Origin of the sequence: Solirubrobacter phytolaccae (assembly GCF_027587195.1) — a bacterium.
GTDB classification, from domain to species: domain Bacteria; phylum Actinomycetota; class Thermoleophilia; order Solirubrobacterales; family Solirubrobacteraceae; genus Solirubrobacter; species Solirubrobacter phytolaccae.
Genome location: NZ_JAPDDP010000106.1, coordinates 1 through 21750 on the forward strand (window position 1 = coordinate 1; position 21750 = coordinate 21750).

Consider the following 21750-nt stretch of genomic DNA (forward strand, 5'->3'; position numbering starts at 1 on the left):
GGCGGCCCACTCGGCCGCCCCCAGCGCGCTTCCTCGGCCGCGCCCGGCGACTCGCTCGGTCCGGCCGGCGGCGTGCCCGGCTCGCCAGTAGGCGGTCCGCTCGGCGGCGCCCACGGCGACTCGTCCGAAGCGCCCGGCTCGACCGGCCTCGCCCACGGCGACCGCTCGGGCGGTCCGCCCGGTCCGGGGCCCGGCGTCGGGCGCATCCACGGCGACTCCTCGGGCGGGCGCGTGTCCGGCGGCGCCTGCGGCGGCGCGGCGGGACCCCAGCGCAGCGGGGCCGACTGGTGGGACGGGGCGTTCCAGCCGCCGCCGTACTGCGGGCCCTGCGGCTGCCAGGTCTGCGGCGGCGGCGCGTACGGGCCGGGCTGCAGCGGCGCGGGGATCGGCGCGTTCGGATCGAACTGCTCGCCCAGGCCCTGCGCGAGCATCTGGACGTCGAAGCCTTCCTTGCGGACGCGCTGGTCGAAGTAGAGGATCGTCAGCACCGCCGCGGAGTACGGGTAGGTGATGACGTTGCCGAGCGTCGTGCCGACCACGTTGGACACCGCGAGCGCGAGCTCGTTCTCGGAGGCGAGGATCTCGACGAACACGCTCGGGATCGCGGAGACGATCCCGCCGAGGATGCCGACGAGCAGGAAGGACACGAGGATCAGCAGCAGCGTCGCCCAGAAGCGGTTCTGGATGAGCCCGTAGCTGCGGCCCAGCGCGTTGAACGGGCCGGCGCGCTCGAACATCACTGCCGCGAGCGACAGGCTCCAGACCGTGCCGAGCCAGACCGCCGGGATCCCGCACGGGATCGAGGCCAGCGCCATCACCGGCAGCCAGACCAGCGTGAGCAGGATGATCTTCGGCCCGAGCTTGGCCCCGAACCGCAGCGAGCGGCCCGCGTTGGGCTCAGCGCCGAGCCACGCGTCCGCCACGGCTTTGAAGCACACCGTGTTGACCACCACGAACGTGATCAGGCCGAACCCGTAGGTCGTGAGCAGCGTGACCCAGACGTCGCTCGTGAAGTCGTCGGCGGTCGCGGTGTCGCTCTCCGGCAGCAGCTCGAGCGCCTCGGAGTCCACCGAGGACAGGATCAGCACCTGCAGGATCGCGAGCGGGAGGACCGGAATCAGGACGCACAGCGCCAGCGGCTTCCAGTGCCGGGTACAGACTTTGATGCCCGCGTCGAGGATCTCTCCAAGACTCAGCGGCCGTAGCGAAGGGGTAGCCACGGCCGCGAAGGTAGCGGGTCTGGCGGCGCTTAGGCGCCGCCGCCGGCCATGGCCGGCAGGATCACGAGCGTGTCGGACTCGCCGACCGTCGTATCGAGGCCGTCCAGCACGCGGACGTCCTCGTCGTTGAGGTACACGTTCACGTAGCGGTTCAGCGAGCCGTCAGCGCCGAAGAGCTGCTGCTGGGTCGCGGGGTGCTGCTCGGCGAGGGCGCGCAGGACCGCGCCGACATCGGCACCGTCCGCCTGGACTTCCTTCTCGCCGCCCACGGAAGGACGCAGGACCGGTGGGATCTTGATCTTGGCCATGTCTTCGTAAGACCCTAGCCCGCGGCGGCGCAGAAGGCCTCGTAGTCGGGGAAGACGCCGAGCTGGGACTCGTCGATCTCCGACGGGTCGATCGAGCAGATCGGGCACTCCGGGTCACGGCGGACCTTGAGCTCGGTGAACGTCGCGCCGAGCGCTTCGTACAGCAGCAGGCGGCCGATCAACGGCTCGCCGGCGCCGATGATGAGCTTGACGACCTCGGTCGCCTGCAGCAGGCCCATCGTGCCCGGCAGCACGCCGAGCACGCCGTTCGCGCCGCAGGACGGGGCGAGCTCGGCCGGGGGCGGCACGGGGTACAGGCAGCGATAGCAGGGACCGTCGTGCGGGGCGAAGACCGAGAGCTGGCCGTCGAAGCCGAGGATCGAGGCCGACACGACCGGGATGTCCAGCCGCACCGTCGCGTCGTTCAGGAGGTAGCGCGTCGGGAAGTTGTCGACGCCGTCGACGATCACGTCGTAGCCCTCGATGATCTCCATGATGTTGGAGGCGTCGAGGCGCGTCTTGTACTTGACGACGTTCACGTCCGGGTTGATGCCGTTGATGGCGATCTCCGCGGAGTCCACCTTCGGCGTGCCGATCCGGTCCGTCGTGTGGATGACCTGGCGCTGCAGGTTCGAGAGGTCGACCTCGTCGTCGTCGACGACACCCAGCGTGCCCACGCCGGCCGCGGCCAGATACAGCGCCGTCGGCGAGCCGAGCCCGCCGGCGCCGAGCAGCAGCACCTTCGCGTTGAGCAGCTTCGTCTGGCCCTCGAGCCCGATCTCCGGCACGAGCAGGTGACGCGAGTAGCGGTCACGCTGCTGGGGCGTGAGCACGACCGGCTTCTCGACCTCGTAGCCGCGGTCCTTCCACAGCGTGATGCCGCCGTTCATGGACGCGACGTTCTCGTACCCGAGCAGGTTCTTCAGCGTGTTCGCGGCGAGCGCGCTCCGCTGGCCCGAGGCGCAGTAGATGACCACGCGCTGGCTGCGATCGGACCCGATCGCGCCTTCCACGCGGGACTCGAGGTAGCCGCGGGCGACGTGCTTGGCGCCCGGGATGTGCCCGGCGTCCCACTCCTCGCTCTCGCGGACGTCCAGCAGGACGACGCCGCTGTTGCCATTGCCGTTCAGCGCGGCCTTGACCTCGGACGGATCGACCTCTTCGACCTCGCTGCGGATCTTGCGGATGACTTCCGCACCGGATGGACTCATGCGCGTCCTCGAGAATTCGGATCGGGATTCAATACTTCACTTAGGATAGCCGCGCGCCCGCGACATGGGGTATTGACCCGAGCGCCGATTGCCGATGAGTACTTGCAGTGCGCACCCGGTCGCTTCTCCCCCAGGTCCTCGCGGTCAACGCCGCCCTCGTGATGGCGACCGCCTTCGTCGCCGCCATGCTCGCGCCCGACCAGGCGGGCGGCCTCGCGAACATCCAGCGCGACCTGCTCATCGGCCTCGCCGTCGTCTCCGCCGTCCTGCTCAACACGCTGCTGCTCAAGCGCCGGCTCGTGCCGCTCGAGCTGCTGCTGGAGGCGATCGAGCGCGTCGACGCCGCCCGACCGGGTCAGCGCGCCCACGCGCCGCGCAACGCGCCGCGGGAGGTCGAGCGCCTCACCGCCGGGTTCAACAAGATGCTCGACCGGATCGAGCACGAGCGCATCGAGGGCGGCCGCGCCGTCATCCGCGCGCAGGAGGAGGAGCGCGCCCGCATCGCCCAGGACCTGCATGACGAGGTCAACCAGGCGCTGACGGCGATCCTGCTCCGGCTCCAGGCCGCCGCGCTCGACGTGCCGCCCGGCCTGCGGTCCGAGCTCAAGGAGATCCAGACGCTCGCGACGCAGGCGATGGAGGAGCTGCTGACCCTCGCCCGCACGCTCCGCCCGACCGCGCTCGACGACCACGGCCTCGTCCCCGCACTTGCCAGTCAGGTCGCGAACTTCGGCGAGCGCACCGGCATCCGCACCACGTTCCACCGCCACGGGGACACGCCCGAGCTCTCCGACGAGGAGCAGCTCGTGCTCTACCGCGTGGCCCAGGAGTCTTTGAGCAACGTCGTCCAGCACTCGGGAGCGAGCGCCGTGCGCGTCGAGCTCTCCAGCGTCGGCCGCACCACCCTGCGCGTCCGCGACGACGGATGTGGCTTCGCCCCCAAGAAGGGCTCCGGCGGCCGCCTCGGCGTGTCCGGCATGCGCGAACGCGCGCTGCTCGTCGGCGGACGCTTGAACGTGTTCTCCGCCCCCGGTGAGGGAACAACCATCGAACTGACCATGGGGGCCTCATGAGGATCCTGATCGCCGATGACCACGGGATCGTCCGTGGCGGCATGAAGTTGCTGATCGACCGCCAGCCGGACATGGAGGTCGTCGCCGAAGCCGGTGACGGCGTCGAGGCGTTCGAGATGGCGCTGCAGACCAAGCCCGACCTGTGCGTGATGGACGTCTCCATGCCGCGCATGACCGGCCTGCAGGCCGCGCGCCAGATCCGCGCGCACCTGCCGGAGACGCAGGTCCTCGCACTGTCCATGCACGACGACGAGCGCTACGTGTTCGACGCGCTGAAGGCCGGCGCCTCGGGCTATGTCCTCAAGCGCGAGGTCGACCAGGCGCTGCTGAACGCGATCCGCGCCGTCTCCCGCGGCGACGCCTTCCTGACCAACGCGGTCGAGCGCACGATCGTGCGCGAGTGGATGAGCGACTCCAGCTCGGGCCCGGAAGAGCCCCTCTCCCCGCGTGAGCAGGAAGTGCTGAAGCTGATCGCCGAGGCCTACACCAACAAGCAGATCGCCGAGACGCTGCACCTCGCCGAAAAGACCGTCGAGTCCCACCGCGCGAACCTGCTGCGCAAGCTCGGCATGCGCGACCGCGTGGAGCTCGTGCGCTACGCGATCCGTCGCGGTCTCACCGAAGCCTGAGTACCGTACCGCCCGCGATGAAGCGGGCTTCAACTGCGGGGTTGGTGCTGGGCGCGATCGGGGTCGTCTTCGGCGACATCGGGACGAGCCCGCTCTACACGCTGCGCACGGTCTTCGCGCCCGAGCACGGCCTCCAGCCCGGCACCGAGCAGGTGTACGGCGTGATCAGCCTGATCTTCTGGGCGATCACGGTGATCGTCTCCGTCAAGTACGTGACGTTCATCATGCGCGCGGACAACGACGGCGAGGGCGGGATCATGGCCCTGATCGCGCTCGTCCAGCGGTCGAACCTGCGGTCGCGGGGCGCGCAGCTCACGCTCGTGCTGCTCGGCGTCTTCGGCGCCTCGCTCTTCTACGGCGACGGCATGATCACGCCCGCGATCTCGGTGCTGAGCGCCGTCGAGGGCCTCGAGGTGGTCAACGAGGACCTGAAGGACCTCGTGATCCCGATCACGCTGTTCGTGCTGACGGTGCTGTTCGCGGTGCAGCGGTTCGGCACGGGTCGTGTCGGCGGCTTCTTCGGGCCGATCATGGTCGTCTGGTTCGTGGTGCTGGCGGTCTCCGGCTTCGGCCGGATGCTCGAGCACCCGGAGATCCTGCAGGCGCTGTCGCCGCACCACGGCGTGGAGTTCCTCTTCAACCACGGGCACGAGGCGTTCGTCGCGCTCGGCGGCGTCGTGCTGGCCGTGACGGGTGCCGAGGCGCTCTACGCCGACATGGGCCACTTCGGCGCGAAGGCGATCCGCAAGGCGTGGTTCACGCTCGTCTTCGGCGCGCTGATCCTCAATTACCTCGGCCAGGGCGCGCTGATCATCGGCGACCCCGAGACGTCCGACAGCCCGTTCTTCCTGCTTTTCCCGGACTGGGCGCGGGTCCCGATGGTGATCCTCTCGACGGTCGCCGCGATCATCGCCTCCCAGGCCGTGATCAGCGGCGCGTTCAGCGTCACCCGCCAGGCGATCCGGCTCGGCTTCCTCCCGCGGCTCGTCGTTCGCCACACGAGCAAGCAGGAGGTCGGCCAGGTCTACGTGCCGGCCGTGAACTGGATCATCTTCGCCGCGGTCGCCGCGCTCGTGGTCGGGTTCGGGAGCAGCGAGCGGCTCGCCTCCGCCTACGGCATCGCGGTCACCGGCACGCTCGCGATCGACACGCTGCTGTTCTTCTTCGTCGTCCGCGCGCTCTGGGGCAAGCCGCTCGGCCTGGTGATCGCCGGCGCGAGCGCGTTCCTGATCGTCGACCTCACGTTCTTCGCCGCCAACCTGACCAAGATCCTCCACGGCGGCTGGTTCCCGCTCGCGATCGCCTTCGCCGTCTTCGGCGTGCTCACCACCTGGCAGCGCGGGCGCGAGATCGTCAGCCACCGCCGGATCGAGGAGGAGGGCCCGCTGCGGGACTTCGTCAAGGAAGTCCACGACCTCGACCCGCCGGTCGCCCGCGCCCCCGGCACCGCCGTCTTCCTCAACGCCAACCCGGAGACCACCCCGCTCGCCCTGCGCGCGAACGTCGAGCACAACCACGTCCTCCACGAGTGCGTGATCATCGTCTCCCTCACCACCGAGCGCGTCCCCTACGTCCACGAGGACGAGCGCCTCTCGATCGACGACCTCGGCTACCGCGACGACGGCATCACGCACATCACGGGCCGCTTCGGCTTCCAGGACCCGATGAACGTCCCGCAGCTGCTGCGCCTCGCCGCCGAGCAGGGCATCGAGGGCAAGCCCGAGCTGAAGAACCCGTCCTACTTCGTCAGCCGCATCTCGATCATCCCCACCAAGCGCCCGGGCATGGCCCGCTGGCGCAAGAAGCTCTTCCTCGCGATCTCGCGCAACGCCGCCAACCCGGTCGAGATCTTCCACCTCCCGGACGACCGCACGGTCGTGATGGGCTCCCACATCGAGCTGTAACTAGCCTTGAGGCCGTGATCCCCGCTCGACTTCGCCTCGCGCTCGTCGCGCTCACGCTGTGCGCCGTCGCCGCCGTCCTCGGCGCGACCCTCGCCTCGCGGGCCGGGAACGCGAACGAGAGCTCCGGGCTCGAGCTGAGCAAGGACGGCTGGGCGGGCGCGATCCGGCCGCCCGGGCAGACCGTCCCGACCTTCAGCCTCAAGGACCAGGACGGCAAGACGGTCACGAACGAGGACCTGAAGGGGCAGCCCGTGGTGTTCGCGTTCGTGTACTCGACCTGCGAGGACACGTGTCCAGCGCAGGTGCAGACGATCAAGGGCGCGATCGACGATGCCGAACGCAAGGACGTGCGCGTCGTGGGCATCTCCGTGGACCCGGTCAATGACAACCCCAAGCGGGCGGCGTCGTTCCTGCTCAAGCAGGGGATGACCGGCCGGATGGAGTTCCTGCTCGGCACGCGGGAGGAGCTGGAGCCCGTGTGGGACGCGTTCGCGATCCAGCCGCAGCAGGACAACCTGGAGCACTCGGCGCATACGATCCTCGCCGACGCGAACGGCGCGCAACGGATCGGCTTTCCCTATGACTTCATGACGCAGGAGGCCCTCGCCCACGACCTCGGGCGCCTGTGAGTCGCTTTCGCGGCCTGCAGTTCTACGGGGAGTGGCGGCCCTATCAGCGCGCCGCGCTGGCCGCGTTCGAGAAGGACCGGCACAACGGGCGGCTGCGGTCGCACATCGTCGCGCCGCCCGGGTCCGGCAAGACGCTGCTCGGCGTCGAGATGATCCGCCGGCTCGACAAGCGCGCGCTCGTGCTCGCGCCCAACCAGGGCATCCAGCAGCAGTGGCCACGCGCGGTCGGGTCGTTCACGGTGGACCCGGAGGAGTTCGCGGGCGCGGACCCGCTCAAGCCGATCGCGTGCCTGTCCTACCAGGCGCTGTGCCAGCTGGACGACCCCGAGATCCTGCTCGGCCGGCTCACGCAGTCGCGCTGGGCGGACGAACGGGCCGCCGCGACCGGCATGAGCCCCGAGGAGGCCCAGCGCGAGGGCGAGGCGTTCGAGGGCGCCGCCGCGGACCGCCGCGCCAAGGAGCTCGCCCGCATCTCCGCCGCGCTCAAGCGCGAGGTGGCGCGCGGCGAGCACGCGGGCGTCGAGTTGCGGGACCTGCTGTCGGAGACCGCCCGCGCCCGGGTGCAGCAGCTCGCGAAGATGGGCGTCGGCGTCGTCCTGCTCGACGAGTGCCACCACCTCGCCTCGATCTGGGGCTACGTCGTCCGCGCCGTGCTGCAGGAGCTGGGGCCCGACGCGCACGTGATCGGCCTGACGGCCACGCCGCCCGTCTCGCTGCCCGAGGCCGAGGCCGAGCTCTACGACGCGCTGCTCGGCCCCGTCGACTTCACCGTCCCCACGCCCGCGGTCGTCCGCGACGGCCACCTCGCGCCCTACCAAGAGCTCGCGTACCTGACCGAGCCGCTGCAGGTCGAGCGCGACTGGCTGGCCGAGCACGACACCCGCTTCCGCGAGCTGGTCACGTCCCTGCACGACTCGACCGAGTTCCCGGAGTGGGTGATCAACCGCCTGCACGAGCGCCGCCGCTCCGCCGAGGACGAGACCGAGCTGAGCTGGGCGGAGTTCCAGCAGCGCAGCCCGCGGCTCGCCCGCGCCGGCATCCGCTTCCTGCTGTCGGCCAACCTGCGGATCCCGACCGGCGCGCCGCGCGGCGAGGCGTACCGCCGGCAGCCCGACCTCGACGACTGGCTCGTGCTGCTCGAGGACTACGCGCTGCGCTGCCTCGCGCCGCAGTCGAGCGGCAAGGCCGCCGACCGCTACGAGGCGATCGCCGCCGCCCTGCGCGAGCTCGGCTTCAACCTCACCCGCAAGGGCATCCGCCGCGGCACCTCCGAGGTCGACCGCCTGCTCACCGGCTCGCAGGCCAAGTCGCTCGGCCTGGTCGAGGTCATCAGCCACGAGCTCGAGCAGCGTGGCGACCGCCTCCGCGCGCTCGTGCTGTGCGACGCCGAGCTCGCCGCTCAGCGCCCCGACGACGCGCTCACCGGCGTCCTGGACCCCGCCGCCGGCACCGCCCGCCACGCGCTGCTCGCGCTCGCCGCCGACGACCGCGTCTGCCACCTGCGCCCGCTGCTCGTCAGCGGCCGCGGCCTGCGCTGCCACCCCAATGATGCCGAGGTGCTCCTCGCAGCGCTCGAGGCCACGGCCGAGGACCACTTCAAGCTCGAGGAGTGGGAAGCCGAGCCGGACGGCCTGCTCGTCACGCTCCGCTCCCAGGGCGCCGAGTGGATGCCGCGCGCGTGGGTGGAGCTCGCCACGCGGCTGTTCACCGAGGGCACGACCCAACTGCTGGTCGGCACCCGCGCGCTGCTCGGCGAGGGCTGGAACTGCCCGCCGCTGAACGTGCTGGTGGACATGACGATCGCCACCACCGGCGTCTCGGTCCAGCAGATGCGCGGCCGCAGCCTCCGGCTCGACCCGGCCGACAAGACCAAGGTCGCCTCCAACTGGGACGTCGTCTGCGTCGCCTCCGACCTCGTCCGCGGCAGCGCCGACTACGACCGCTTCGTGCGCAAGCACCTGAACCTGTTCGCGCCCGCCGAGGACGGCATGGTCGAGGCGGGCCCGTCGCACGTGCACCCGGAGCTCGGCCCGTTCGGCCCGCCGAAGGTGGAGCGCTTCCACGACCTCAACCGCGAGCTGCTCGCCCGTGCCGCCGACCGTGACGGCGCCCGCGCGCGCTGGCAGATCGGCACGCCCTACCGCGGCGTCGAGCTACCCACCCTGCTGGTGCGCCGCCGGGGCGAGGACCGCAAGCCACCGTCGGTCAAGCTCGGCGGCGGCCGCCCGCTGCACCTCTCCCAGCGCGTTCCGATCGCCACCGGCCTCGGCGGTGGCGCGGCCTTCGGCGTGCTCGGCGTCGCGACGAGCACCTCGCCGCTGCTCGTCGGCCTCGCGCTCGCCCCCGCCGGCCTCGCCTGGGCCGCGGTGCGCCTGAGCACCATCAAGCGGCGGCTCCCGCTCGTGCTTCCGCTCGGCGCCGCCGCGCGCGCGGTGACCGACACCTACCGCGACCTCGGCGAGCTGACGCCCGAGGCCGCGGGGAGCCTGACGATCGAGCCGCGCAGCTCGGGCTACCTGCGCTGCGAGCTGACCAAGGCCACGGCCGAGGAGGGCAGGAGGTTCGCGGCCGCGCTCGACGAGCTCGTCAGCCTCTCCGACAACCCGCGCTACCTCGTGTCGCGCCCGCTCGCCGACCCGCGCCGCGGCGCGCTCGGCCTGCTCGGGCGGGTGCTCACGCGCCGCGCGCCGTTCGAGGAGCGCCTGCACCCCGTCCCACAGGACCTCGCGCGCAACAAGGAGCGGGCGGAGACCTTCGCGCGAGCGTGGCGCCGTGCCGTCGGCCCCGGCCGCCTCGTCTTCACCCAGCGCAGCGACGAAGGCCGCGAGGCGCGTGCGCAGGCGGCATCAGCCGATGGCGGTTACGAAACGCTCGTGCGCGACGTCTGGGTCTGAAGCGCGTCCTGCGCCGCGTCCTCGCGATCCTGCGCCGCGCGATAGGCGACGTAGGCGCCGCGGGAGGGGCGGCTGCGCCAGTCGGCGAGCGCATTCGCGGCCTCTTCGGCGGCATCCCGCCAGGCCTCGACCACCGGGCTCCACGAGGGGTCCCGGCGCAGCACGATCTCGAGCGTGTCCGGCACGTCGTCGAGGAGGGAGCGGAGATCGCTGGTGCTCATGGCGGGAAGGGGTCTGCCCGAAAGCTCACTGGACACACCTGCAACTACGCAGGAACGGTCCAAGTGGTTGCCATTCGGACCTCAGGCGAAGATGAGCGCGCCGGCTGTGAGGTTCGCGAGCTCGGTCTCGGCCGCGTCGGCCCGGTCCTCGGCGGCGCGATAGACGGCGTAGGCGTCGCAGCCCGGGCAGGCGCACCAGGCGTCGTACGCCTCGTTGGCCTCCGCGCGTGCGGCACTCCACAGCACGAAGACCTCTTCGAGCAGACCGGGCATCTCGCCCGATCGCTCCCCGCGAACGCCGAGGGCTAAACCTCTTCGTCCTCGTCCGGCACGGTTTCCGCGGAAGGTCCGCGAAACCGTGCCCACAGGAGCGCGCCGATCATCGCCGCGACCGGCGCGAGGTAGAGCAGCTGCGCGGCCCAATGGCCCGGGTGCGCGAACAGCATCATGCGTTCAGCGCCGCCGACAGCAGGAACAGGCCGAGGCAGGTGAACGCCACCATCAGCACCAGCATGACAACCTGCGAGCGGGTGGCCGCGCGGGCGGAGCCGTAGAGCTCGAGCGCGCGGTCGTGGGCGAGCACGAGCGCCGCGACGTGGCCGACGACGAGCGCCCCGACCTGCACGTACCAGATGCCGGTCGCGCTGACGACGCCGTAGTCGATGTCGCGATCGGCGGCGCCGAAGAGGTCCGCGCCGTCGCCGAGCGGGTCGCTCAGCAGCCGCCACAGGTCCTGCCCGTTGTAGGCCAGCAGCGAGAAGTAGTGCGCGACGAGGTACCCCGCGGCGATCGGGATCAGCGTGTGCGCGAACGCGAGGCTCAGGCGGCGGCGACTCATGCCCTCGGGCGGGACCATCCCACGCATGCCCAGGAAGTAGATGAGCCCGACGATCGCCACGGCGCCGGCGAGGCCGACGACGAAGCCGAGCTCCAGCGCCGGCCCGATCCCGAAGCCGAGGTCGCGGAAGAAGCCCTGCAGGTCCTGCGCGAGGTCGTTGAACAGCGCGCCCTCCTTCGCGCCGTCGAACGCGGTCGAGCCGACCGAGACGATCGCCAGCGCCGCAGTGCCGATGACGGGCTTCAGGCGTGCCGTGCCGGTCCCGGGCACGCGGAGGTGGACCTTGCCGTCGCCGTCTTCGCGCCCGAGCGGCGAGAGCGAGCCGATCAGCGCGAACAGCACGCCGAACCCGTCCGCGTTGCGCACCCACGGCTCCACGCCGTAGAGGCTCATGCCGACGAGCATCACGACGAGGTAGACGAGCATCAGGACCGCGAGCGAGCCGGGCTGCGTGCCGCGCGCCCACGCCAGCTCGCAGATCGCGAACGCGAACAGCCAGAACGCGGCCGGGTAGCGGCCCAGGCGCGCGGGGTACTCCAGCGGCTCCGGCAGCGCGCCGAACCTGCCCGCGACCCACCCGGTCGCGCGCCCGAGCGCCCGCCACGGGCTGAGGTGGCGGAAGACGTCGCCGAACAGGAGCGCGAGGAACGGGACGCCGACCCAGAAGCCGACGTAGACCGCGCTCGGCGCGAGGTTCTGGCTCTGCGTGTCGGTGCCGAACAGGCCGGCGTAGACGACGAGGAAGAAGAGGAAGACGCCGAGGGCGCCGAGCACGACCTCGAGTGCGCGCGGGACGGCGAACAGCGGCCGGCCGGTCTTCGCCTGCAGCCTCGGCTGCGACCAGCCGAGCGCCAGCGCCACGAAGGAGACGACCAGGACGGCGGCCGCGGCGGCGGCGAAGAGGGTCTCGGGGATCGGGAGGTCGGCGCGGCCGACGATCCCGTGCGCGAACAGGAGCACGCGCCGAGTCTAGGAGCGGAGGCGGCCCCGCCGACGTGGGCGGGGCCGTTTCCTACTACGCGCCTAGGAGCACTTGATGTCGAAGTCGTCCTTGGCGGACGAGGCGGCCGGCGGGTTCGGGTTCGGAACGTACGCGACCTCGGCACCGATCGTGTGCTTCTTGCTCTTGCAGCCGACGGACGAGATGAGGGCGTTCTTGCCCTTCTTGGCCTTGATCGTGGCCGACAGCTCGTTGAGCGCCGAGTAGGTGCCCGGAACCGGCTGCTGCAGGGTCGGGGTGATCTCGATCGTGAGCGAGCTGCCCTTGATCTTGCCGTGCAGGACGGCGTCGGCGGAGCCGGAGAGCACGAACAGGATCTCGTTCTTGCCGACGATCGGCTGCACGCTGAAGCTCAGCGGCGCCGGGGTCGTCGAGAACGGGTTCAGGTTCGCGGACGCCTTGCCGCTGCCGGCGTACGAGCTCTTGCAGACGGTCGGATCAGAGATCAGCTCATCGTCAGAAGCCGTGCACTGGTTCAGGCCCTTGGTGGAGACCTTGATCGTGGACGGGAACGTGATCTTGATCGACTTCGCGGTCGTCTTGGCGGCCGCGTTGTTCTTGACGTTGAGCTTGAAGGTCGTCGCCTTCGGCTTGGACTTCGTGCCCGCCTTGGACGGCGAGCCGCTGCCCGTGGCCTCGATGCTGGGAGCCGTGTCCTGGGCGAACGCGACGCCGGCGGTCCCGAGTGCGATCGTCGCCACGGAGGCGACGAGGAAGGACTTGCGCAAGTGTTCTCTCCTCTTGGAGCTTGTGGTTCTGGACTGCAACGGCGCTATGGCGCCACAGACTTATCAACAACACGTCAGGAACGCGAAGGTTGCGCTGCTAGCGTCGCCTGCCTCAAATGCGTGCCTCTGACGCCAGCATCGCGGCTCCGGCCTTTCCGCGCAAGCTGCCGTGGTGCAACGTCGCCACGTTGCGCATGGATCAGCAGAAGGGCAAGGTCGTCCTGATCGAGTTCTTCGACTTCTGCCGCGTCAACAACCTGCGCACGCTGCCGTACCTGAAGGCCTGGCACGAGCGCTACGCCGAGCAGGGCCTGCGGATCATCGGCGTGCACACCGGCGGGTTCCCTCCCGCCCGCGACGAGGACAAAGTGCGCGAGGCCGTCAACCGGCTCGAGATCCCGTGGCCGGTCGTGATCGACACGAACCTCGAAATCTGGGACCTGTACGGCAACCAGGGCTGGCCGGCACGCTACCTGTGGACGCCCGACCAGACGCTGTTCTCGATGCATTACGGCGAGGGCGCGTACGCCGAGACCGAGCGCGAGATCCAGGAGCTGCTCGGCCTCGCGCAGGACCCGGTCGCCCCCGTGCGGCCCGAGGACGCCGAGGATGCGCTGATCGCCCCGCAGACCGAGGACCAGCCCGGCGCCTACTCCGGCCCCTATGAGGCGGGCGGCGTGTGGGCGGTCGTGGACGGGATGGGCTCGATCCGCGTCAACGGCGTGGAACACACCGTGCTCGAGCCGGGCGCGATCGAGGTGCTCCACCACGAGCGCCACACCGTCGGCGAGCTGGCCTTCGAGGTCAGCGAGGGCGTGGTCGTGCACGCCACCTGCTTCACCCCGGGTCTCGCGGCCTGAGCTCTTCGTGCGTCCGCTCGCCGAGGAGGCGGAGCAGGCGCGGCGGGCCGGTGTCCTCCACGAGGATCGCCGTTCCCGGCCAGTAGGGCGAGCCGTTCGGCTCCGGCGTGAGGAAGTGCGGCTGGTAGGTCCACGAGCCGGTGTTGTGGATCCGCGTGCCGTTGACGGTCCACTCGGCGAGGTCGTCCGTCGGCCACGGGCCGGAGCGGTGCGAGTGGCCCCAGATCACGTGGGCCGCGTCGAGCTCCAGCCGCCGGATCACCTCGCTGATGCCGCTCAAATAGCCGCGCCGCAGCGCGGTCGGTGACAGGCTCGACTGCAGCGGGCCGAGGCCGATCGCGTTGAGCGTCCGGACCGCGCCGCGGTAGCCGGTCTTCAGCGCGAGCGAGCGTGGGGTGCGTTCGCTCGTGAGCGCCCGGTACGAGCGCGAGGAGGCGCCGCCGCCCTTCGCGACGATCGAGTGGTCGGCGCGCTGGGTGAGCGCGTTCAGCCACGCGTACAGCGGCGACAGCACGGCCTCGTAGTCGTCGGGCGTGGCGGGATCCGGCAGCGGCGCGATCCATTTGGCCATCGCGCCGACGAGGACGCGCTCGAACGTCGGGACGGTCGCGTGGGCGTCGGCGTAGTGGCCGTGGAAGGCGTAGACGTCGTCACGGAGCCACAGGCCCGGGTACGCGAACTCCAGGCGCGCGGGCTGTGCCGCCTCGGCGAGCCGGCGCGCGAGCGGGCCGTGCGCGTCGAAGTGCTGCTCGAGGCTCAAGAAGCCGGCGGGCTCGGACTGCAGGCGGGCGTCGATCCAGCCCGCTGCGAGGCCGTGATCGTGGTTGCCGGAGGTGACGACGAAGTCCTTGTCCGGGCCGAGCCGTTTCCCGACCGCCGCGAAGAACGGCACGGCGATGTCGGCCGCGTCGCGATGCGCCGCCTCACGCAGCTCGAGGCCGTCCCCGAGGATCACGAGCCGGTCGACCCCGTCCAGCGCTTCGAGCAGCGGCTCCTGGAGATCGGGTCGACGCAGGAGGTCGGAACGCTCCGTACGGCCGAGGTGGAGGTCGGAGACGACGAGCGTTCTCAGGTCTCATAGTGTGGCGGGTCATGGCTCCGCTCGACGGCATCCTCGTCGCCGACTTCTCGCGCGTGCTCGCCGGGCCGCTCGCGGCGATGCTGCTCGGCGACCTCGGCGCGGACGTGATCAAGGTCGAGCGGCCCGACGGCGGCGACGACACGCGCGCCTGGGGCCCGCCGTGGCGCGACGACGTCTCGACCTACTACCTGGGCCTGAACCGCAACAAGCGCTCGATCGCGCTGGATCTGAAGGACGCGGGCGATCTGGCGCTGGCGCGGGAGCTGGCCGCCCGCGCCGACGTGCTGATCGAGTCGTTCCGGCCGGGGCTGATCGGCGAGCTCGGGCTGGACCTGGACGCGCTGCGCGAGGTCAACCCGGGGCTCGTGACCTGCTCGGTGACCGCGTTCGGCAGTGGCGAGACGGCGGCCGGGCTGCCCGGCTACGACTTCCTGCTGCAGGCGATGGGCGGGCTGATGTCAGTCACCGGCTCACCCGCCGGCGAGCCGGTCAAGGCCGGGACCGCCGTGGTCGACCTCGTGTGCGGGCTGCTGGCGGCGAACGGGATCCAGGCGGCGCTGATCGAGCGCGCGTCGACCGGCGTCGGGCGGCACGTCGAGGTGTCGCTGATGGACTCCGCGCTGACGACGCTGCTCAACCAGGGCTCGGCGTGGGTCGCGGCGGGCGTGAAGGGCCGGCGGCGCGGGAACCGCCACCCGAGCATCGTCCCCTACGAGACCTACGCCACCGCCGACCGGCCGCTCGCGATCGCCGTCGGTAACGAGCGCATCTTCGTGCGGCTGTGCGAGGCGCTCGGCCTCGGGGAGCTGCCCGCCGACGAGCGCTTCGCGTCCAACGAGGCGCGCGTGGCGCACGCGGACGAGCTGATGGAGGCGTTCGAGGCCGTGCTGCGGCGCGAGCCCGCCGCGCATTGGCTCGACGTCCTGCGCGCGGCGAAGGTCCCCGCTGGGCCGATCAACGGCGTCGACGAGGCCTTCGCGCTGGCCGAGGAGCTGGGGATGGAGCCCGTCGCCGAGGTCGACGGGCTGCCGCTGGTCACACCGCCGCTGCGGCTCGACGGCGAGCGCCCGGAGATCCGCCGCGCGCCGCCCCGCCTGGACGAGCACGGCGACGAGCTACGGAAGTGGCTGCACGTGCGTGATGACGCTGCCGTCGTCCAGGAACGCGTGCAGCAGGACTGACTGCGGCTCCTCGCGGCTCGTCTTCATGCCGGGCGCGTCGAAGTCCAGCGTGGACTGGATGTGCGTGCCGGCGGCGGTGACGACGGTGGTGCCGCCGAGGCTTGCGGTCGCGGCGCGGTGCACGTGGCCCGCGGCGACGAGCGCGACCTGTGGGTGGGCGCGCAGCAGCACCGCGAAGGCCGCGTTCTGCTCGCGCGGCAGCGCGATCCGGTCCAGCCACGGCAGGCCCATGGCGACCGGCGGGTGGTGCATGGCGATGATGGTGGGGACGCCGGGCTCCAATTGCTGCTCGATCCAGGCCACGTCGAGCGAGCCGTCGTCGCGGCCGGGCACGGACGTGTCGCACATGACCACGCGGACGTGGGCGACCTCGGCGACGTACTGCTGGCGCTCTTCGAAGCGGTCGTGGTTGCCGGCGGTGCGGTAGACGGGCGCCTGGATCGGCGCGAGCGCGCGCACGGCGGCCTCGTACTCCTCCGGGGCTCCAGTGTCGGCGATGTCGCCGGTGAACAGCACGGCGGCCGGGTTGAAAGCGGCGACGCGCTCTGCGGCGCGCTCGAGGCCGCGGATCGAGGCTTCGTCGTCGAGCTTGATGTGCGGGTCGCTGATCTGGGCGATGAGGAGCGTCACGATCCGGGACGCTAGCAACTGGAGTTGACAGATCGCAGTTAGTCAACTACGGTTGCTCAGCCATGATCGACCTTGCCACCCCCGAAGATCCCGCCGACGGGCTCGCCGCCGTCGTGGCGCTCCGGCGCCTCACCGAGCAGCTCGAGGCGGCGGAGGTCGAGCGGGCGATGCGGACCGGCTGGAGCTGGCCCGAGGTCGCGGAGGCGCTCGGCGTCACGCGCCAGGCCGTGCACAAGAAGCACGCCAAGCGGCTCATCGCCGCGGGCGTGGAGCTCAGGAGACGATGACGATGTTCAATCGGTTCACGAAGGGCGCCCGCGGGGTCGTCGAGGACGCCGTGGAGATCGCGCGCGAGCTCGGCGCGTCGCAGACCGAGGCCGAGCACCTGCTGCTCGCCGCGGCCCGCCGCGACGATCCGACCGCGGTCGTGCTGCGCGGCCACGGGCTCGACTACGACGGCCTCGAAGCGGCCCTGGAAGCCGAGACGGGGCGGAGCCTCGCCGCGGTCGGCGTCAGCGCCGAACGCCCACGGTTCTCGCCGTTCCCCAACAAGCCGCGCTTCGCCACCTCGGCCAAGTCCGCCCTCGAAGGCGCGCTGAAGGCCGCGACCGAGCGGTCGGACCGCCACATCGGCTCCGGCCACGTCGTGCTCGGCGTGCTGCGCCCCACGCGCGGCACCGTCCCGCGCGCGCTCGGCCTCGCGGGGGTGGACCAGGAGGAGCTGCGCCAGGCGGTCAGCACGGTGGCTTAGGGGGGATTTCCGGAAGCGCGAGACGCCTGGTGGCGCGCCCGTCAACCGGCCTTGGCGTCGCGAACCTGGAGGGCATGAACTCGAACCCCACCCCCGGCCGCATCGCGGCGATCGTGGCCGGAGGCGTCCTCGCGTCGCTGGCCGTCGTGGTGCTCGCCGTCGGCGCGGGCTTCACCTGGCTCGAAGACCGCAAGGACGCGGACGGCTACTACATGACCAGCGCCGAGCGTTTCGCGACGCCGACCTACGCGCTCGCCACGGAGAGCCTCGACATCGACGACGACGTGCCCGGCGCCGTCTCCGGCACGGTGCGCTTCGACGTGCGCGGCGACGCCGCCAAGCCGGTGTTCGTGGGGATCGCACGCACACGTGACGTCGACGCCTACCTGGCCGACACGGCGCACGCGACGCTCACCGACGTGCAGGTCGACCCGTTCGCCGCCGACTACCGGTCCTCCCCGGGCTTCGCCGCGCCGGCCGCGCCCGCCACGCGGGACATCTGGGCCGCCTCGCGGACCGGCACGGGCCAGCAGCGCCTGGAGTGGGATGTCCAGGACGGCGACTGGTCCGTGGTGGTCATGAACGCGGACGGGTCGGCGCGCGTCGACGCGGACGTCGCGGTCGGCACGGACCTGCCGATCGTCGGCACGCTCGCCACGGTCGGGCTGATCGCGGGCGTGCTGCTCTTCGCCGGCGGCGCCGGGCTGATCGTGGGCGGGCTGCTGCCGCCGCGTCGCTCTAGCGCTGGGAGGAGCGGCGCATCCGTCGCGCAACCGTCGCGGTGAGCACGAGCAGCAGCACGAGCGTGCCGATCGCGACCCACAGGAGCGGGTCGGACGCGCTCAGGTCGTCCAGCGCGTGGCCCAGGTACGTGGCGGCGGCGGTGATCGGCAGCACGCCGACGAACGACGTCCACGTGTAGCGCCACACCGGCACGCGGGTGGCGCCCGCGATGTAGCCGACGAGGCTGAAGGGGACGAACGGGATGAGCCGCGACATGATCAGCGCGAGCGCCCCACCCCGGCCGATCATCTGCTCCGCGGTCTCCACCCGTTCCTCCCCCGCGAGCCGGACGGCCAGCGGACGGCCGATCCGGACCCCGAGGTAGTAGGCGATCAGGCCGGACGCGGTCCAGGCGGCCATCACGATCGGCAGCGCGACCGCGAAGCCGTACACCAGGCCGGCGACCGCGTTCGGGATCTCCGCCGGGAAGATCACCACCGCGTGGACGAGGATGATCGCGACGAGCACGAGCGCGCCGGCCACGCCGAGGTCCTGGAGCTGGAGCTGCAGGGCGTCGACGTCGCCGTGGAGCGCGTGGGAGAGCGCCGTGCGGAGCGGCTCGACGAGCAGCACCACCGCGGCCGCGACGGCGATCGCGAGCAGTGCGGGGAGCAGCTTGCGCACGGGTGTGCTCAGGCTTCGGCGGCGGCCGTCATGGCCTGCCGGATCTGCTTCGGCAGCATGAAGCGCACGTCCTCGCGCAGGACCTCGAACTCCTGCACGTCGCTGGTGCCGCGCTCACGGAAGAAGGCGACGAGGTTGTCCACCAGCTCCTCCGGGACGCTCGCGCCGGAGGAGATGCCGACGATCTTCGTGTCGGCGGTGAGCCACGCCTCTTCGATCTGGCTCGCGTTGTCGATCAGGTACGACGGCGTGCCCAGATCGCGCGCTACGTCGACGAGACGGTTGCTGTTCGAGGAGTTCTTGGAGCCGATCACGAGGACCAGATCGCACTTGTCGGCCATCTGGCGGACGGCGGCCTGGCGGTTCGTGGTGGCGTAGCAGATGTCGTCGGTGCGCGGACCCGTGATGTGCGGGAACTTCTCGCGCAGCCGGGCGATGATGCCGCGGGTCTCGTCGACGGAGAGCGTCGTCTGGTTGATGTAGGCGAGCTTGCGCTCGTCCTCGACCTCGAGCGTGTCCACGTCGGCCTCGGACTCGATCAGCACGATGTGGTCGGGCGCCTCGCCCATCGTGCCCTCGACCTCCTCGTGGCCGGCGTGGCCGATGAGGACGATCGTGTAGCCCTCCGCGGCGAACTTGATCGCCTCGCGGTGGACCTTGGTGACGAGCGGGCAGGTCGCGTCGATCGTCTGCAGCTGGCGGCGCTCGGCGTCCGCGTGGACGGCCGGTGACACGCCGTGCGCGGAGAAGACGGTGATCGCGCCCTCGGGGATGCTGTCGTCCAGCTCGTCGACGAAGACGGCGCCGCGGTCGCGCAGCGTCTCGACGACGTGCTTGTTGTGCACGATCTCCTTGCGCACGTAGACGGGCGCGCCGTGCAGCTCGAGCGCGCGCTCGACGGTCTGGACGGCGCGGTCGACACCGGCGCAGTAGCCGCGCGGAGCGGCGAGCAGGAGCTTTTCCGGGGCGTGCATCTGAGGCATCAGTCTAGGAGACTTAGACGCGATGCTCGACCCTGTATTCCGTCACGCGGACACATATTTGGCGAGCTTGGACGATCGCCCGGTGGGTGTCCCGGTGTCGCCCGACGTGCTGCGGGCGCGGCTGGCGAGTGAGCTGCAGGCCGCGCCGCTCGCTCCCGAGCAGGTCATCGACGAGCTCGTTTCGGCCGTGGACCCCGGATTGGTCGCGAGCGCCGGACCGCGCTACTTCGGCTTCGTGACGGGGCAGGCGCTCCCCGCGGCGCGTGCCGCCGACATGCTTGCGGCGGTCTGGGACCAGAACGCGTTCTCGTACGCGTCCTCTCCCGCCGCGGCGGTCGTGGAGGAGGTCGCGGAGCGGTGGGTGCTGGACGTGCTCGGGCTGCCGGCGACGGCGAGTGTGGGGTTCGTCACGGGGGCTTCGATGGCGAACGCGACGTGCCTGGCCGCCGCGCGCAACGTCGTGCTCGGGAGGCTCGGGTGGGACGCGGCGCGGGACGGGCTGATCGGCGCGCCCGCGTTGCGCGTGCTTGCGAGTGGGGAGGCCCACGCCACGATCCACGGCGCGCTGCGGTTCATCGGGCTCGGCGCGGGCTCCGCGGAGCTCGTGGACGTCACACCTCAAGGTGCACTTGACGTTGAGCGTTTGACCTTGGACGGTCCCGCGATCGTGTGCGCGCAGGCGGGGAACGTGAACACCGGCGCCATTGACGATTTGGCTCTGCTGGCCGAGAAGTGCCGCGCGGCGGGTGCGTGGCTGCACGTGGACGGCGCGTTCGGGCTGTGGGCGGCGGCCTCCCCCGCGCTGCGTCAGCTCGTCGCCGGCGCCGAGCTCGCCGACTCCTGGGCCACCGATGCCCACAAGTGGCTCAACGTCCCCTACGACAGCGGGCTCGCGATCGTCGCCGACCGGGTCGCGCACCGGTCGGCGATGGGGCTGTCCGCCGCGTACCTCATCGAGTCCGAGCACCGCCAGAACTACGACTACACGCCCGAGGCGTCGCGGCGGGCGCGCGGGTTCGCCGTCTACGCGGCGCTGCGGTCTCTGGGACGGTCCGGGTTGGCGCAGCTGATCGACCGCTGCTGCGCGCACGCACGGCTCTTCGCGACGTTGTTGAGCGAGGGCGGGCTCGAGGTCCTGAACGACGTGACGCTCAACCAGGTGCTCGTGGCGGCGTCGCCGGAGCAGATCGCCCGTGTGCAGGAGGACGGCACGTGCTGGCTGGGCGGGACCGTCTGGCGCGGCCGGTCCGCGATGCGCATCTCCGTCTCCGGCTACGGCACCACCGAGGACGACGTGCGCCGCTCTGCCGCGGCGATCCTGCGCGCGACGGTATAGCCAGCACCACCGCCAAGAGTGGCCGTGGCGAGACTGGTCACGGCCGCCGCGCGACCCGATGCTGGAGGCATGTCCGTCGAACTGCGCTCGATCACCAAGCGCCATGGCCGGGGCGCGGCGGCGGTCGTCGCGCTCGAAGAGGTGAGCGCGCGCTTCGAGCGCGGCACCTTCACCGCGATCATGGGCCCCTCCGGCTCCGGCAAGTCCACCCTGCTGCAGTGCGCGGCCGGCCTGGACGAGCCGTCCTCCGGCTCCGTGTCGCTCGGCGGCGTCGAGCTCGGCCGCCTGAGCGAGGCCGCCCGCGCCCGCCTGCGCCGCGAGTCGATCGGCTTCGTCTTCCAGGCCTTCAACCTGTTGCCCGCGTTGACGGCCGAGCAGAACGTCGCGCTGCCCCTGCGCTTGGCGGGCCGCCGCGTGCCCCGCGGTGACGTACGCGCGGCGCTGGCGAGCGTCGGGCTCGAGGACCGCGCCGGCCATCGCCCGAGCGAGTTGAGCGGAGGCCAGCAGCAGCGCGTCGCGATCGCCCGCGCCCTGCTCTCCCGCCCCGCGACCCTGTTCGCCGACGAGCCGACCGGCGCCCTGGACACCACGAGCGCCCGCGAAGCCCTGGCGCTCCTGCGAGGCCTACACGACCAGACGATCGTGATGGTCACCCACGACGCGGTCGCCGCCGCCCACGCGGACCGCGTGCTCTTCCTGGCCGACGGCCGGATCGCGGGCGAGCTCCACGACCCGACCGCCGAAGCGGTCGCCGCCACGATGACGAGGCTGGAGCAGTGACGCGCGCGCCCGCCGACGCGGCGCCCGACCTCGCCGCGCCGCCCAACGCCGCGCCGCCCCACGCCGCGCCGCCCCACGACGCGCCC

General features: G+C 71.6%; 23 protein-coding genes and 1 pseudogene. 12 read left to right on the forward strand and 12 right to left on the reverse strand.

The window, feature by feature from the left end:
- From OJ997_RS33485 to moeB, 3 genes and pseudogenes are all read right to left on the reverse strand, one after another.
- Window positions 1-1220: pseudogene (locus OJ997_RS33485) on the reverse strand (hypothetical protein); the annotation flags it as partial.
- Window positions 1221-1249: 29 nt separating this feature from the next.
- Window positions 1250-1528, reverse strand: a complete 279-nt coding sequence (locus OJ997_RS33490) for a ubiquitin-like small modifier protein 1 (RefSeq protein ID WP_270029774.1) — start codon at window positions 1526-1528, stop codon at window positions 1250-1252.
- A gap of 14 nt (window positions 1529-1542) precedes the next feature.
- Window positions 1543-2739: a molybdopterin-synthase adenylyltransferase MoeB gene (moeB, locus tag OJ997_RS33495; RefSeq protein ID WP_270029775.1), complete on the reverse strand. Its 1197-nt coding sequence runs from the start codon at window positions 2737-2739 to the stop codon at window positions 1543-1545.
- Window positions 2740-2846: 107 nt separating this feature from the next.
- Here moeB and OJ997_RS33500 point away from each other — a divergent pair, with 107 nt between their 5' ends.
- From OJ997_RS33500 to OJ997_RS33520, 5 genes are read left to right on the forward strand one after another with little or no spacing between them, the layout of a single operon-like run.
- A complete protein-coding gene (locus OJ997_RS33500) occupies window positions 2847-3812 on the forward strand; it encodes a sensor histidine kinase (RefSeq protein WP_270029776.1) in 966 nt (321 codons plus the stop codon).
- A complete protein-coding gene (locus tag OJ997_RS33505; RefSeq protein WP_121252655.1) occupies window positions 3809-4441 on the forward strand; it encodes a response regulator in 633 nt (210 codons plus the stop codon). Before OJ997_RS33500 ends, OJ997_RS33505 begins: the two co-directional genes overlap by 4 nt.
- Before the next feature lie 17 nt (window positions 4442-4458).
- On the forward strand, window positions 4459-6345 hold the full coding sequence (locus tag OJ997_RS33510) for a potassium transporter Kup (RefSeq protein ID WP_270029777.1): 1887 nt from the start codon (window positions 4459-4461) through the stop codon (window positions 6343-6345).
- Between the two features lie 14 nt (window positions 6346-6359).
- Window positions 6360-6974, forward strand: a complete 615-nt coding sequence (locus tag OJ997_RS33515) for an SCO family protein (RefSeq protein WP_270029778.1) — start codon at window positions 6360-6362, stop codon at window positions 6972-6974.
- On the forward strand, window positions 6971-9868 hold the full coding sequence (locus tag OJ997_RS33520) for a DEAD/DEAH box helicase family protein (RefSeq protein WP_270029779.1): 2898 nt from the start codon (window positions 6971-6973) through the stop codon (window positions 9866-9868). The genes OJ997_RS33515 and OJ997_RS33520 overlap by 4 nt, the downstream gene beginning before the upstream one ends.
- On the opposite strand, the gene OJ997_RS33525 is transcribed toward OJ997_RS33520, so the two are convergent.
- The 5 genes from OJ997_RS33525 to OJ997_RS33545 all read right to left on the reverse strand — a co-directional run bounded on the left by OJ997_RS33525 (window position 9835) and on the right by OJ997_RS33545 (window position 12655).
- The gene (locus tag OJ997_RS33525; RefSeq protein WP_270029780.1) at window positions 9835-10089 is read right to left on the reverse strand and encodes a hypothetical protein; all 255 of its coding nucleotides are present in this window, start codon (window positions 10087-10089) and stop codon (window positions 9835-9837) included. The genes OJ997_RS33520 and OJ997_RS33525 overlap by 34 nt on opposite strands.
- 81 nt (window positions 10090-10170) lie before the next feature.
- Window positions 10171-10362 (reverse strand): hypothetical protein, encoded by a 192-nt coding sequence (locus OJ997_RS33530; protein WP_270029781.1) that lies wholly within the window; start codon window positions 10360-10362, stop codon window positions 10171-10173.
- Between the two features lie 32 nt (window positions 10363-10394).
- Window positions 10395-10538, reverse strand: coding sequence for a hypothetical protein (locus tag OJ997_RS33535; RefSeq protein WP_270029782.1), 144 nt, complete (start codon window positions 10536-10538; stop codon window positions 10395-10397).
- Window positions 10535-11887 (reverse strand): fenitrothion hydrolase, encoded by a 1353-nt coding sequence (locus tag OJ997_RS33540; RefSeq protein ID WP_270029783.1) that lies wholly within the window; start codon window positions 11885-11887, stop codon window positions 10535-10537. Before OJ997_RS33540 ends, OJ997_RS33535 begins: the two co-directional genes overlap by 4 nt.
- Window positions 11888-11950: 63 nt before the next feature.
- Window positions 11951-12655, reverse strand: coding sequence for a hypothetical protein (locus OJ997_RS33545; protein ID WP_270029784.1), 705 nt, complete (start codon window positions 12653-12655; stop codon window positions 11951-11953).
- Window positions 12656-12771: 116 nt separating this feature from the next.
- Here OJ997_RS33545 and OJ997_RS33550 point away from each other — a divergent pair, with 116 nt between their 5' ends.
- Entirely contained in the window at window positions 12772-13515 is a 744-nt protein-coding gene (locus OJ997_RS33550; protein WP_270029785.1) for a redoxin domain-containing protein, read from the forward strand.
- On the opposite strand, the gene OJ997_RS33555 is transcribed toward OJ997_RS33550, so the two are convergent.
- The gene (locus OJ997_RS33555) at window positions 13493-14587 is read right to left on the reverse strand and encodes a metallophosphoesterase (RefSeq protein WP_270029797.1); all 1095 of its coding nucleotides are present in this window, start codon (window positions 14585-14587) and stop codon (window positions 13493-13495) included. The genes OJ997_RS33550 and OJ997_RS33555 overlap by 23 nt on opposite strands.
- A gap of 20 nt (window positions 14588-14607) precedes the next feature.
- On the opposite strand from OJ997_RS33555, the gene OJ997_RS33560 reads away from it, so the two are divergent.
- Window positions 14608-15777, forward strand: coding sequence for a CaiB/BaiF CoA transferase family protein (locus OJ997_RS33560; RefSeq protein ID WP_270029786.1), 1170 nt, complete (start codon window positions 14608-14610; stop codon window positions 15775-15777).
- Here the strand turns inward: OJ997_RS33560 and OJ997_RS33565 are convergent.
- Window positions 15712-16407, reverse strand: coding sequence for a metallophosphoesterase (locus tag OJ997_RS33565; protein WP_270029788.1), 696 nt, complete (start codon window positions 16405-16407; stop codon window positions 15712-15714). The two genes, OJ997_RS33560 and OJ997_RS33565, sit on opposite strands and share 66 nt — an antisense overlap.
- Before the next feature lie 62 nt (window positions 16408-16469).
- Here OJ997_RS33565 and OJ997_RS33570 point away from each other — a divergent pair, with 62 nt between their 5' ends.
- The 3 genes from OJ997_RS33570 (at window position 16470) to OJ997_RS33580 (ending at window position 17943) form a co-directional block, all read left to right on the forward strand.
- Window positions 16470-16694 carry a helix-turn-helix domain-containing protein gene (locus OJ997_RS33570; protein WP_270029789.1) on the forward strand — a complete coding sequence of 75 codons (225 nt, stop codon included), beginning with the start codon at window positions 16470-16472 and terminating at the stop codon, window positions 16692-16694.
- 2 nt (window positions 16695-16696) lie between these two features.
- A complete protein-coding gene (locus tag OJ997_RS33575; RefSeq protein WP_270029790.1) occupies window positions 16697-17158 on the forward strand; it encodes a Clp protease N-terminal domain-containing protein in 462 nt (153 codons plus the stop codon).
- Between the two features lie 74 nt (window positions 17159-17232).
- Window positions 17233-17943, forward strand: coding sequence for a hypothetical protein (locus tag OJ997_RS33580; protein ID WP_270029792.1), 711 nt, complete (start codon window positions 17233-17235; stop codon window positions 17941-17943).
- Here OJ997_RS33580 and OJ997_RS33585 read toward each other — a convergent pair.
- Together OJ997_RS33585 and OJ997_RS33590 are read right to left on the reverse strand one after the other, a co-directional pair.
- The gene (locus OJ997_RS33585; RefSeq protein ID WP_270029793.1) at window positions 17897-18565 is read right to left on the reverse strand and encodes a TVP38/TMEM64 family protein; all 669 of its coding nucleotides are present in this window, start codon (window positions 18563-18565) and stop codon (window positions 17897-17899) included. The two genes, OJ997_RS33580 and OJ997_RS33585, sit on opposite strands and share 47 nt — an antisense overlap.
- A gap of 8 nt (window positions 18566-18573) precedes the next feature.
- Window positions 18574-19548, reverse strand: a complete 975-nt coding sequence (locus OJ997_RS33590; RefSeq protein WP_372517964.1) for a 4-hydroxy-3-methylbut-2-enyl diphosphate reductase — start codon at window positions 19546-19548, stop codon at window positions 18574-18576.
- Window positions 19549-19570: 22 nt separating this feature from the next.
- Between OJ997_RS33590 and OJ997_RS33595 the strand changes: the two genes are divergently transcribed.
- Window positions 19571-20884 carry a pyridoxal phosphate-dependent decarboxylase family protein gene (locus tag OJ997_RS33595; protein WP_372517965.1) on the forward strand — a complete coding sequence of 438 codons (1314 nt, stop codon included), beginning with the start codon at window positions 19571-19573 and terminating at the stop codon, window positions 20882-20884.
- A 69-nt stretch (window positions 20885-20953) separates the two neighbouring features.
- Window positions 20954-21664, forward strand: a complete 711-nt coding sequence (locus OJ997_RS33600; RefSeq protein WP_270029796.1) for an ABC transporter ATP-binding protein — start codon at window positions 20954-20956, stop codon at window positions 21662-21664.
- The last annotated feature ends 86 nt before the right edge of the window (window positions 21665-21750 follow it).